The organism is Pseudomonas sp. H2_D02, from assembly GCF_054677635.1.
Genome location: NZ_CP162816.1, coordinates 84,172 through 97,803, shown reverse-complemented (window position 1 = coordinate 97,803; position 13,632 = coordinate 84,172). Strand labels below are relative to the sequence as shown.

The 13,632-nt window shown below is 61.3% G+C and carries 5 protein-coding genes and 1 pseudogene; 2 read left to right on the top strand and 4 right to left on the bottom strand.

What is annotated here, in order from left to right; translation table 11 throughout:
• Positions 1-31 precede the first annotated feature (31 nt).
• The 4 genes and pseudogenes from AB4N42_RS00415 to aceE form a co-directional block, all read right to left on the bottom strand.
• Positions 32-2,725 (bottom strand): putative bifunctional diguanylate cyclase/phosphodiesterase, encoded by a 2,694-nt coding sequence (locus AB4N42_RS00415; RefSeq protein WP_460115711.1) that lies wholly within the window; start codon positions 2,723-2,725, stop codon positions 32-34.
• 193 nt (positions 2,726-2,918) lie between these two features.
• Positions 2,919-4,314: pseudogene (locus tag AB4N42_RS00410) on the bottom strand (alkaline phosphatase D family protein).
• Between the two features lie 300 nt (positions 4,315-4,614).
• Positions 4,615-6,273 (bottom strand): dihydrolipoyllysine-residue acetyltransferase, encoded by a 1,659-nt coding sequence (aceF, locus tag AB4N42_RS00405; protein WP_323176308.1) that lies wholly within the window; start codon positions 6,271-6,273, stop codon positions 4,615-4,617.
• Positions 6,274-6,284: 11 nt separating this feature from the next.
• Entirely contained in the window at positions 6,285-8,930 is a 2,646-nt protein-coding gene (aceE, locus tag AB4N42_RS00400) for a pyruvate dehydrogenase (acetyl-transferring), homodimeric type (RefSeq protein WP_460115709.1), read from the bottom strand.
• A 382-nt stretch (positions 8,931-9,312) separates the two neighbouring features.
• Here aceE and glnE point away from each other — a divergent pair, with 382 nt between their 5' ends.
• Positions 9,313-12,252 carry a bifunctional [glutamate--ammonia ligase]-adenylyl-L-tyrosine phosphorylase/[glutamate--ammonia-ligase] adenylyltransferase gene (glnE, locus tag AB4N42_RS00395; RefSeq protein WP_460115707.1) on the top strand — a complete coding sequence of 980 codons (2,940 nt, stop codon included), beginning with the start codon at positions 9,313-9,315 and terminating at the stop codon, positions 12,250-12,252.
• A gap of 345 nt (positions 12,253-12,597) precedes the next feature.
• Positions 12,598-13,632: a lipopolysaccharide heptosyltransferase II gene (gene waaF / locus AB4N42_RS00390; RefSeq protein WP_431146419.1), complete on the top strand. Its 1,035-nt coding sequence runs from the start codon at positions 12,598-12,600 to the stop codon at positions 13,630-13,632.

The window sequence follows — 13,632 nt, the reverse complement described above, 5'->3', positions numbered from 1 at the left end:
CAGAAAAGCCGCCGCAAGCTATAAGCGACTGTCAGACCAGCGGGCCGCGCGGGTAGCGCTTGAGCTTCTCGATAAGCTCTGTGCCGGGGATCGGCCGGTCGAAGAGGTAGCCTTGGCCGACGTCGCAGCGATGGCGGCGCAGGAAGGCGAGCTGCTGGGCGGTTTCGATGCCTTCGGCCACGACCTTGAGTTTCAGGTTGTGGGCCATGGCGATCACCGCGGAGGTGATTTCCATGTCGTCCTGGTTGTCCGGGATCTCATGGATGAAGCTGCGATCGATCTTGATGATGTCGATCGGGAATTTCTTCAGATAGCTCAAGGACGAATAACCGGTGCCGAAGTCATCCATCGCCAGGGTCAGGCCCAGGCGCTTGAGCTGGTCGAGCTGCAGGTGGGTGTCTTCGGTCGCTTCGAGCAGCAGGCCTTCGGTCAGTTCCAGCTCCAGCAACCGCGCGGGCAATTGTTCTTCCTTGAGGATGCTGGCAATCGAGGCCACCAGGTCCGGATCGGAAAACTGCTTGGGTGACAAGTTGATCGCCACTTGCAGGTTGCCCAGGCCGGCGGCGGTCAGCTGTTTGCTCATACGGCAGGCCTGGCGGGCGATCCATTTGCCGATGGGGATGATCAGGCCGGTTTCTTCGGCCACGCTGATGAACTGGTCCGGGCGGATCATGCCCTTCTCTGGGTGGTTCCAGCGCAGCAGCGCCTCCATGCCCAGCAGGCGACCGCTGCGCAGGCAGAGCTTGGGCTGGTAGAAGACATCCAGTTCATTCTGAGTCAGGGCCCGGCGCAGGTTGTTTTCCACGAACAGCTTGTAACTGGCCTCGGCGTTCAGGGCCTCGGTGAACACCTGGACCTGATGCTTGCCGTTGGCCTTGGCCTTGTGCAGGGCGAGGCCGGCGTTGCGCATCAGCGTCTGCGGGTCGCGACCGTGCAGCGGCGCGCAGGCCAGGCCCACGGAGCCGGTCACGCTGATCAATTGGTTATCGACGAACATCGGCTTATCGAGTGTCATCAGCAACTGGCTGGCGATCTGTTGCCCGGCCTCGAGGTCGGTGTCGTCCAGCAGTACCGCGAATTCGTTACTGGCGAAGCGCGCCAGGCTGCCGCTGGGGCTCAGGCTGTTGCGCAGGCGCCGGGCCAGGCTGATCAGCAGTTTGTCGCCGGTCTGGTGGCCGAGGCTGTCGTTGATGCGCTTGAAGTTGTCGATGTCCACCAGCAGCAGGCTGATGGGCGAGTCGCTGTCCCGGGCGAAGCGTTCATCGAGGTTGCGAATGAACGCCGGTCGGTTGCCCAGGTTGGTCAGGTTGTCGGTATAGGCCAGGCGCTCGATGCGCTGCTGGGCCAGTTTGGTCTGGGTGATGTCTTCGTAGATGCCGATGTAGTGCGTCAGTTCGCGGTTGTCGCCATAGACCTTGGAAATCGACAGCTGGCCCCAGTAGGGTTCGAGGTTCTTGCGCCGACTCTTGAATTCGCCCTGCCAGCTATTGCTCTGGGCCAGGGCTGAGGGCGCATCGAACAGCAGCTCGCTGAGATTCTCCAGGGCTGGCAGCTCGGACAGCCGTTGGCCGTGCACTTCCTCGGTGGTGTACTGGGTGATGGCGGTGAAGCTCGGGTTGACGTATTCCACCACGCCGTCGCAGTTGACCAGCAGGAACGCGTTGGCGCTCTGTTCCACGGCGCGCTGGAACAGATGCAGGGCGCTGGTGGCGGTGCGGCGGTTGTGGTTGTTGATGACTTGGGCGAATTGGTCCGCCAGTTCGTCGGCGAAGGCGATTTCGTCCGACTGCCAGGCCCGGGTGACGCCCACTTGTTCCAGGCACAGGACACCCACCACTTGCCCATCGATCCGGATGCTGGCGTCGAGAATGGCGTTGACGTCGCGAGCCCGCAGGTTTTCGGCCATTTCCCGGGTGCGCGGGTCGCGCATCGCATTGTGCGCATCGATGGCTCGGCAGGTCTGCAGTGCCTCCATGTAATTCGGAAAGTCGTTGGCGTTGATGACATCCGGAAGGAAGTAGTCCTGGGAGGCGCGGTTATAGGCCGAGATCGGCACCAGTTTGCCGTCTTCCAGGTTCCAGATGCTTGCGCAGTCGATCTGGTAGATATCGCAGGCGCTGCGGGTAATCAGCTCGGCGGCCTCTTGCAGCGAGTTGTTGGCGCTGTAGCGCTGGCGGGTCAGCAGCAGGATCAAGTCTTGTTGGGCGCGGACCCGGTCCAGGTGCTGGAGCTGTTCCTGCTGGGCGCGCTGGTTCAGTTCCAGGGCAATCTGCAGTCGTGAGTTCTGGGTTTCCAGATCGACGGCCGGCAAGGACGGCTCGTCTTGCAGCAGGTCGTCGACGACCAACAGATAACCGCGCAGCAGGTGACGATTGTGCTGCCTGTAGGCCTCACCGGTCTCCAGCAGGTTCATCGGCCCCTTGGCGGTGTGCAGCGTATAGCGGATCAGGTAGTGGGACGCCTGGGCCAGTTGCTGCTGGATTGCGTCATGCAACTGATAGCGCGCTTCCGGCTCCATCAGGCTGGCGTATGGCGAACTGACCAGTGAGCACAGTTCCACGGCCGGCAAGCCGAAGTAGCGTTCGCAGTTGGGGTCGAGGAACAGCAGCGCCCAGCTTGCTTCATTCAGCCGTTCGAAACGCAGCATACCGAGCCGCGAGGGCACCGGTAACTGCGTCACTACCTCGGCCGCCATACGGCTGGCGGCATCGGGTTGGCTTTTCATGGGGAAACTCGCTTCGAAAATGCTGATCGCGCCGGGCTGACGCCCTCGTCATTACGGATTGCCGCAAGGTTGCATCATTGCGGCCCTGGCTGACAAGAGACATGAAGGCCAAGTGCTATAAACCTTTTATCGGCCGACAAAGGGATTTCTCCAGTTGCCAACCGATCAGAGGTATTCATTGGCCTGCCGCCGATCAGCGCAGCGGTATATCGACGACCTCCAACGGAGCGCCGTCACGGTCATGAAACGTTACCTGAACGCTCTGGGCCGTGACTTTCAGCTGAGCGAAGTTGTCCTGGCTGATCACCTTGCTGGTCAGTTCATATTGGTACTCACCGCTTGGAGCCCGGGCCATGGGTTTACCAAAAATAAAAGTCGAGGCCTTGGCGTAGGGCAGCAGCTTGCTGTTGCAAAACGGCGACGAAACGATGGTATGAACCTGGAAGTCAGGATCCTGGCTATGCGCCAACAGGCTCGTCAGGGAGCCATGCACGTCACCAGACACGAAAATCACGTTCTTGATTCGATGGCTGCGGATGGCCTCCAGCAGTCGCAGGCGCTGCGCCGGAAAGGTCTGCCAGGCGTCCCCGCCATTGAGTCGACGGTCGGGGTAGAACATGACGCTGGTGACGACGAACTTGACGCGGGCGGTGCTGTTGATCAGCCAGTCGAGCAGCGATTGTTCCTGTTCGGCATCCAGGATGCGCCGGTCTTCCATCGACAGGTTGCGGCGAGTCCGACTGTCGGTCACGAACCATTCGATATCGCCGTGGGCAAATAAATACCAATAACGGGGCAGGGCTTGGCTTAGCGTGCCGTCGCTTAAAAGTTCATGGGCCGGGCTATGGCTGGCTTGATAAGTCTCATAGGCGTCCAGGGCATTTGCATAAAGTGATTCATCGTTCTTGTTTCTGTTGGTCGGCCAGTTGTCTTCTATTTCATGATCGTCGAGCATCATGTAAGTGGGAACGCTGGACATCAACTTCTTTATGTGGGGTTGGGAAAACGCCGTGCGGTATTTGAATAACATGTCCTTGTGGCTGCGGTCCGGGGCAATGATGTTCAAGTCGTCGAGATAAACCTGGTCTCCGGTCATCAGCACGGCGCTGATTGGCGGATCGGCCTGTTCGACGATTCGGTTGATGCTCGGCGAACGTGCGGTCCCCCAGCGCTGGTCGCGATGGGACGCCAGCGGTGATCCGAAGGTATCGGCAAGAGCCGACGATATAGCTGCGCGCTGCGTCGCTCTTGTCGGGTGGTGTGCGCAGTTGATAAACGTCCTTGGGCCATTGCAATGGTAATTCCAGGATGGTTTCGACGGTATGGGCCGGGCTCAAGGTGGATTTCCAGCCGGCCTGGTATTCATAAGCGGTATTGGACTGGAGACCTTTCAATACGATGACGGCGGAAAAGTCGCGGTAGGAAAACAGTCGGACAAACTTTCCTCTTGACCAGGCGATGTCGCCTTTTCGCCTGTAGCGAATGCCGGCGAAGACGGGATTGTTATTGTCTTTATCGCCTCGTAGAAATACACGCGCGTGATCGGTTGTTGTATGGCCAAGAAGAGGGCCGACAGTAGGCTTTAACATGTTCGAATCCATTCGAAGTTATAAGAAGTGTTTGGTGGTTGAGGGCTGTTAGTAGGCGGTCGGAACTATGCTAAAGCGTTGCGCGCGATAAAGAGTTAGAGGGGAGGGGGCGTCTGTTGTGGGCAATGGCTAATAGAAGAAGTAGGTCTTGTTGCGTAACGGAGTAGGAAAAGTCGTGGTTGGATAAGACAGTTTTATCCAACCCAAAAAAAGCCCCGCCAAATGGGCGGGGTTGAGGTACGAGCGTGGCGCTCGGAAAACGACTGCCGAACGGCCCTCCGCGAAGAGGGCCTTTCGGTGTTACAGCAGGATGGTACGGATATCGCCCAGCAAGTCGCTCAAGCGCTTGGTGAAGCGCGCGGCGGCGGCGCCGTTGATCACACGGTGATCGTAGGACAGCGACAGTGGCAGCATCAGCTTCGGCTGGAAGGCCTTGCCGTCCCAGACTGGCTGGATAGTTGCCTTGGAAACGCCCAGGATCGCCACTTCCGGCGCGTTGACGATCGGCGTGAAGCCGGTGCCGCCAATGTGGCCGAGGCTGGAGATGGTGAAGCAGGCGCCCTGCATGTCGTCGGCGGTGAGCTTCTTGCTCCGGGCTTTTTCGGCCAGGGCAGCGGCTTCGGCAGCCAGTTGCAGCAGGCTCTTCTGGTCGACGTTGCGGATGACCGGTACCAGCAGGCCTTCCGGGGTGTCGACGGCAAAGCCGATGTGCACGTATTTCTTGCGGATCACCGCCTTGCCGCTTGGGGCCAGGGAGGCGTTGAAGTCCGGCAGTTCCTTGAGCAGGTGCGCACAGGCCTTGAGCAGCAGCGGCAGTACGGTCAGCTTGACGCCGGCCTTTTCCGCCACGGCTTTCTGCGCGACGCGGAAAGCTTCCAGCTCGGTGATGTCAGCCTGGTCGAACTGAGTCACGTGCGGGATGTTCAGCCAGCTGCGATGCAGGCTCGACGCGCCGATCTGCATCAGGCGAGTCATGGCCACTTCTTCGGTTTCGCCGAAGCGGCTGAAGTCCACCGCCGGGATCGGCGGGATGCCCGCGCCGCCGGTGGCGCCTTCGGCTGGAGCGTTCTTGGCCTTCTGCATCATGGCCTTGACGTAGGCCTGCACGTCTTCCTTCAGCACGCGACCGTGAGGACCGCTTGGGCCGACGGCCGACAACTCGACACCGAATTCACGGGCCAGCTGACGCACCGCAGGGCCGGCGTGCACCTTGGCACCGCTAGGCGCAGGCGCGGCGGCGACAGGGGCAGGCGCAGGCGCTGCTTCGGCCTTGGCCGCAGGCGCGGCGGCTGGCGCTGGTGCTGCTTCAGCCTTGGCGGCCGGCGCAGCGGCCTGGGCTGGTGCGGCAGGTGCCGAGGCACCCGCTACTTTCAGCTTCAGGATCAGGTCGCCAGTGCCGACTTCGTCTTCCAGCTTGACCTCGACGCTTTCCACCACGCCGGCGGCTGGCGAAGGGATTTCCATGCTGGCCTTGTCGGATTCCAGGGTGATCAGCGACTGGTCGGCTTCGACGGTGTCGCCGGCCTTGACCAGGACTTCGATGATCTTGGCCTTGCCCGACGAACCGATGTCCGGGACGTGAATGTCCTGGACCGTGGCAGCGGCAGGCGCGGCGGCTGGAGCGGGAGCCGTTCCGGGCGCCGCTTCGGCAGCCGGCGCGGCGGCAGGCTTTTCAGCCGCTGCCGGGGCAGCAGCAGGGGCGGCCGCTTCAGGCGCCGCAGCGGCGCCCTCGACTTCCAGCTCCAGCAGTTCGTCGCCTTCTTTCAGGCGATCGCCCAGCTTCACTTTCAGGCTCTTGATCACACCGGCCTTCGGCGCAGGCACTTCCATGCTGGCCTTGTCCGACTCAAGCGTCAGGATGCTCTGGTCGGCTTCGATACGGTCGCCGACCTTCACAAACAGTTCAATTACTTCACCTTCACCGCTGCCGATGTCAGGTACGCGAATGAGTTCGCTCACGAAAATTCTCCTCAGCAGTCCAGTGGGTTGCGTTTTTCTGGATCGATGCCGAACTTGGCGATGGCTTCGGCCACCACTTTAGGTTCGATATCGCCACGGTCAGCCAGGGCTTCCAGGGCTGCCAACACAACGAACTTACGGTCGACTTCGAAGAAGTGACGCAGCTTCTTGCGGCTGTCGCTACGGCCGAAACCGTCGGTGCCCAGCACTTTGAATTCCTTGGAAGGAACCCACTGGCGGATCTGCTCGGCGAACAGCTTCATGTAGTCGGTGGAGGCGATGACCGGACCTTTGCGGCCGTTCAGGCACTCTTCGACGTAGCTCAGCTTTGGCTTCTGGCCAGGGTGCAGGCGGTTGCTGCGCTCTACGGCCAGGCCGTCGCGACGCAGCTCGTTGAAGCTGGTGACGCTCCAGACGTCGGCGCCAACGTTGAACTCTTCACGCAGGATCTTCGCTGCTTCACGCACTTCGCGCAGGATGGTGCCGGAGCCCATCAGTTGCACGTGGTGCGCAGCTTCGCGGGTGTCTTCTTCGAGCAGGTACATGCCCTTGACGATGCCTGCCTCCACGCCGGCCGGCATGGCTGGCTGCTGGTAGGACTCGTTCATCACGGTGATGTAGTAGAAGACGTCCTGCTGCTCTTCGGTCATCTTCTTCATGCCGTCCTGGATGATCACCGCCAGCTCGTAGCCGTAGGTCGGATCATAGGTGCGGCAGTTCGGGATGGTCCCGGCCAGCATGTGGCTGTGGCCGTCTTCGTGCTGCAGGCCTTCACCGTTGAGGGTGGTGCGGCCGGCAGTGCCGCCGATGAGGAAGCCACGGGTACGGCTGTCGCCAGCGGCCCAGGCCAGGTCGCCGATACGCTGGAAGCCGAACATCGAGTAGAAGATGTAGAACGGCAGCATCGGCTGGTTGTGGCTGGAGTACGAAGTACCGGCCGCAATGAAGGAGCTCATGGCGCCCGCTTCGTTGATGCCTTCCTCGAGGATCTGGCCCTTCTTGTCTTCCTTGTAGAACATCACCTGGTCTTTATCGACTGGCTCGTAGAGCTGGCCGACGGACGAGTAGATGCCCAACTGGCGGAACATGCCTTCCATACCGAAGGTACGGGCTTCGTCCGGGATGATCGGGACGATGCGCTGGCCGATTTCCTTGTCCTTGACCAGTTGCGCGAGGATCCGCACGAAGGCCATGGTGGTGGAGATTTCACGGTCGCCCGAGCCGTCCAGGATCGCCTTGAGGGTTTCCAGTGGCGGGGTCGGGATGCTGAAGCTCTTGGCGCGGCGCTGTGGCACGAAACCGCCCAGGGCTGCGCGGCGCTCGGCCAGGTAGCGGGCTTCGGCGCTGCCTTCTTCGGGCTTGAAGAACGGCAGGTTTTCCAGCTCGCTGTCCTTGACCGGAATGTCGAAGCGGTCGCGGAACAGCTTCAGGCTCTCGACATCGACCTTCTTGGTGTTATGCGCGGTGTTCTTCGCTTCGCCGGCACCGGTGCCATAACCCTTGATGGTCTTGGCCAGGATGACAGTCGGTTGCTCTTTGTGATTGACCGCCTGGTGGTACGCCGCGTAGACCTTGTACGGGTCGTGGCCACCACGGTTGAGCTTCCAGATCTCGTCGTCGGACAAATCTGCAACCATCGCCTTGAGTTCAGGCGAGTTGAAGAAGTGCTCACGGACGAACGCGCCGTCCTTGGCCTTGTAGTTCTGGTATTCGCCGTCGATGACTTCGTCCATGCGACGCTGCAGGATGCCGTCGACGTCCTTGGCCAACAGTGGGTCCCAGAAACGGCCCCAGATGACTTTGTTGACGTTCCACTGGGCACCACGGAACACGCCTTCGAGTTCCTGGATGATCTTGGCGTTGCCGCGAACCGGACCGTCGAGGCGCTGCAGGTTGCAGTTGATGACGAAGATCAGGTTGTCCAGCTTCTCGCGGCCGGCCAGGGAGATCGCGCCCAGGGATTCCGGCTCGTCGCACTCGCCGTCGCCCATGAAGCACCAGACTTTTTGCTTGCCTGGCTGGATGAAGCCACGGGCTTCCAGGTACTTCATGAAGCGCGCCTGGTAGATCGCCTGGATCGGGCCCAGGCCCATGGAAACGGTCGGGAACTGCCAGAAATCAGGCATCAGCCAAGGGTGTGGGTACGAGGACAGGCCGTTGCCGTCCACTTCCTGGCGGAAGTTGTTCATCTGGTCTTCGGAAATGCGGCCTTCCATGAACGCACGGGCGTAGACGCCTGGCGATGCGTGACCCTGGAAGTAGATCAGGTCGCCGCCGTGTTCGTCGGTCGGGGCCTGGAAGAAGTAGTTGAAGCCGATGTCATACAGCGTCGCGCTGGAGGCGAAGCTGGAGATGTGACCGCCCAGGTCAGAATCTTTCAGATTGGTACGCATGACCATGGCCAACGCGTTCCAGCGCACCAGCGAGCGAATGCGGCGTTCCATGAACAGGTCGCCAGGCATGCGTGCTTCGTGGGTAACGGGGATCGTGTTGCGGTACGGCGTGGTGATGGCGTAGGGCAGTTGCGAACCGCTGCGGGTTGCGAGTTCACCCATACGGGTCATCAGATAATGAGCACGGTCTTCGCCTTCTTTGTCGAGAACCGATTCCAGGGCGTCCAGCCATTCCTGGGTTTCGACGGGATCGAGGTCTTGCATGGCTTGCTCCAGGGCGGAAAGGCTACCAGAATCGGTTGCCTGAGTTTGCGACTGGCCTTGTGGGCAGACGATATAAATTCTTGGATTGCCGAAGGTTGTTTCGGCGGCGTGTAGTTTTACTACAAATCGTCGGCCGTTTCAGCCTTTCGAATGTATAGACGAGTAGTAAAACTACACATGAGCGGCTGATGGCCCCTCGTTTCGTTGTGAGAATAATCGTTACTGTTGGTCATTTGCCAACTCGAACAGGTAAAAACTTGATGCCGGCTGCCAATAAAATCAGAAAATCAGCTATTTATCATCTTTGTTCGACAGTCGATCAGGTAGTGTCTTCTGTAAAAACACTACATCCAGCCTTTCCTGCGCCGATCAAGGATAGACCATGAGCCTGCCCTCGCTTGTCGAAATACCGGCAATTCTCCAGTCATTGGTCAGTCGCGCCGAGCAGTCGTTCCGCGCGGCGGTCGCGCTCCTTGACGACGATCATGGATTGCCGACCTGGACCCCGCAGCGCTGGGCCGAGTTCAACCGCGTCGCTGCCGCCAGTGACTTTGTCGTCGAGCAAAGTGTACGAGATCCTTTGATGCTGTTGGCGCTGGTGCGCAGTGGCGAACTGGACCGTAGCCTGGCGCCCGGTGAAATGTGCGCGCAGATCGGTGCCGCGGTCCAGGCCGCCGAAACCGAAGACGAACTGGGCCGCGTCCTCCGTCGACAGCGTACCCGCCAGCAGGTGCGGATCATCTGGCGTGACCTGACGCGCCAGGCCGATCTGGTCCAGACCTGCCGGGACCTCTCGGACATGGCCGACACCTGCATCGACCAAGCCTATCAATGGTTGTACCAGCGTCTCAGCCAACAGTTCGGCACACCCACCGGTCGACGCAGTGGCGAGCCGCAGCAGATGGTCATCCTGGGCATGGGCAAGCTGGGCGCGGTGGAGCTGAACCTGTCATCGGACATCGACCTGATCTTTGCCTACCCCGAAGGCGGCGAAACCGTCGGCGCGAAGCGGCCGCTGGATAACCAGGAGTTTTTCATCCGCGTCGGGCAGCGCCTGATCAAGGCCCTCGACCCAATGACCGTGGACGGCTTCGTGTTTCGCGTCGACATGCGCCTGCGTCCCTACGGCTCGGCCGGTGCGCTGGTGCTGAGCTTCAACGCGCTGGAGCAGTATTACCAGGACCAGGGGCGCGACTGGGAACGCTACGCCATGATCAAGGCGCGGGTGGTGGCGGGCGACCAGGTGGCCGGCGCGCAACTGCTCGACATGCTGCGCCCGTTCGTCTATCGCCGTTACCTGGATTTTTCCGCCATCGAAGCGCTGCGCACCATGAAGCAGTTGATCCAGCAAGAAGTGCGGCGCAAGGGCATGGCCGACAACATCAAGCTGGGTTCGGGCGGTATTCGCGAGGTGGAGTTCATTGCCCAGGCGTTCCAGTTGATCCACGGCGGTCGCGACTTGAGCTTGCAGCAGCGGCCGCTGCTCAAAGTATTAAGCACGCTGGAGGGCCAGGGGTACTTGCCGGCCAAGGTGATTGATGAGCTGCGCCAGGGCTATGAGTTCCTGCGTTATACCGAACATGCGATCCAGGCCATCGCCGACCGCCAGACCCAGATGCTGCCGGACAGCGCCCAGGATCAGGCACGCATTGCGTTCATGCTGGGCTTCGCTGATTGGAGTGCGTTCCACGAACAACTGATGTACTGGCGCGGGCGCGTGGCCTGGCATTTTGGCCAGGTCATCGCCGATCCCGATGAAGAAGAGGGCAGCGAAGGCGAAGTGGCGGTGGGGGGCGAATGGTTGCCGCTGTGGGAAGACAGCCAGGATGAGGAAGCGGCGTGTCGCCAGTTGGAAGAAGGCGGTTTCGCCGATGCGTCCAAGGCACTGAAGGCCCTTGCGGCGCTGCGCTCGAGTCCGCAGTTACGCGCCATGCAGCGCCTGGGACGTGAGCGCCTGGACGCCTTCATTCCGCGCCTGCTGGCCCAGGCGGTGGAACATGCTGATCCGGACCTGGTGCTGGAGCGGGTATTGCCGTTGGTGGAGGCCGTGGCGCGTCGCTCGGCTTATCTGGTGTTGCTGACAGAAAACCCTGGTGCACTGCGTCGCTTGCTGACGCTGTGCGCGGCGAGTCCGTGGATCGCTGAACAAATCACCCGTTTCCCCTTGCTGCTCGATGAATTGCTCAACGAAGGCCGCTTGTTCAAGCCGCCCTTGGCGCCAGAGTTGGCGGCGGAGCTTCGTGAACGCCTGACGCGTATTCCCGAGGATGATCTCGAGCAACAGATGGAGGCGTTGCGGCACTTCAAGCTGGCCCACCGTCTGCGGGTGGCGGCTTCGGAAATCGCCGGCAGCCTGCCTTTGATGAAAGTCAGCGATTACCTGACCTGGCTGGCCGAGGCGATTCTCGAACAAGTGCTGGCGCTCGCCTGGCGCCAGACCGCGGCCAAGCATGGTGTGCCGTTGCGTACCGACGGCAGCTTGTGCGATCCGGGGTTCATTATTGTCGGTTATGGGAAGGTCGGCGGTTTGGAGTTGGGGCATGGTTCCGACCTGGACCTGGTGTTTATCCACGATGGCGATCCGCAGGCGGAAACCGATGGCCCGAAACCCATCGACGGTGCCCAGTTCTTTACCCGGCTCGGCCAGCGGATCATCCACCTGCTGACGGCCCAGACCAACTCCGGGCAGCTATATGAAGTGGACATGCGTTTGCGACCATCCGGCGCATCGGGTTTGCTGGTCAGCTCCTTGGGGGCGTTTGCCCGCTACCAGGAGAACGAAGCCTGGACTTGGGAGCATCAGGCGTTGGTGCGCGCGCGGGTGCTGGTGGGTAGCCAGGATGTGGGCCAGGCCTTCGAGAAAGTTCGCGTCCAGGTGTTGGGACGCAAGCGGGACCTGCCGACGCTGCGCCAGGAGGTGAGCGAAATGCGCGCCAAGATGCGCGACAACCTTGGCAGCAAGGCCACAGCCGCCGGGACCGCGCCGAATGCCTTCGAAGCCACGGCACCCTTCGACCTCAAGCAAGATGCCGGAGGTATCGTCGATATTGAATTTATGGTGCAATACGCGGCCCTGGCGTGGTCCGAGGAGCATCCTTCGCTGGTGCGCTACACCGATAACATCCGCATCCTGGACGGGCTGCAGGAGGTCGGGTTGATGCCTGCCGAAGATGCCACGCTGTTGCGCGAGGCCTACAAGGCCTACCGCTCCGCCGCCCATCGCCAGGCCTTGCAGAAAGACGCCGGGGTGATCGCAGGCGACCAGTTCGTGGACGAGCGCCGGCAGGTGATGCGGATCTGGCGGGAGCTGGGACTGAGCTGAGTATTGAATAAATGTGGGAGCGGGCTTGCTCGCGATAGCGGAGCGTCAGGCAACATTGATGTTGGATGTACAGGCCTCATCGCGAGCAAGCTCGCTCCCACAGTGGATTGGCGGTGTTGCACCGTGCTGAGGACAGATGCAGGTCCCTTGTGGGAGCGAGCTTGCCCGCGATAGCGGTGGGTCAGGCGACATAGGTGTTGAATGGGCTGGCTCCGTCGCAAGTAAGTCGCCCCCCACAGTTGATTGGCGGTGTGTTGTAGATTAGGGCCACAGGCAACGACCTAAGCCACAGTGATTCTCGAGGCGGGGAGGCGTAGGCCTCCCCGTATCGTTTTTGGAAGCCACATGAATATTCTGATCGTTGGGCCCAGTTGGGTCGGTGACATGGTGATGGCGCAGACACTGTTCCAGTGCCTCAAGCAGCGTCACCCGCAGTGCGAAATCGACGTCCTGGCCCCGGAGTGGAGCCGGCCGATCCTTGAGCGCATGCCCGAGGTGCGCAAGGCCTTGAGCTTCCCGCTCGGCCATGGCGTGCTGGAGCTGGCGACCCGCCGGCGTATCGGCAAATCCCTGGTCGGCCAGTACGACCAGGCGATCCTGCTGCCCAATTCGTTGAAATCGGCGCTGGTGCCGTTTTTTGCCGATATTCCCAAGCGCACCGGCTGGCGTGGCGAATTTCGCTACGGCCTGCTCAATGACGTGCGCGCCCTGGACAAAGACCGCTACCCGCTGATGATCGAGCGCTTCATGGCCCTGGCCTACGAGCCGGGCGCCGAGTTGCCCAAGCCGTATCCTCGGCCGAGTCTGCAGATCGACCCGGTGACGCGTGAAGCGGCCCTGGCCAAGTTCGGCCTGACCCTGGATCGCCCGGTATTGGCCCTGTGCCCTGGCGCCGAGTTCGGCGAGTCGAAGCGTTGGCCGGCGGAGCATTACGCCCAAGTCGCCGAGGTGAAGATTCGCGAAGGCTGGCAAGTCTGGCTGTTCGGTTCGAAAAACGACCACTCGGTGGGCGAAGACATCCGCTCGCGGCTGATCCCCGGCCTGCGGGAAGAGTCGGTCAATCTCAGCGGTGACACTTCCCTGGCCGAGGCCATCGACCTGCTGTCCTGCGCTGATTCGGTGGTGTCCAACGACTCCGGCCTGATGCACGTGGCCGCCGCGCTGAACCGTCCGTTGGTGGCGGTCTACGGCTCCACTTCCCCAGGCTTCACCCCGCCGTTGGCGGACAAGGTCGAAGTCGTGCGCCTGGGCATCGAATGCAGTCCATGCTTCGATCGCACCTGCCGCTTCGGTCACTACAACTGCCTGCGCCAGCTCATGCCGCCATCGGTGAATGAAGCCCTGGAGCGTTTGCAGGGCACACCCGTGGAGGTCCGGTAA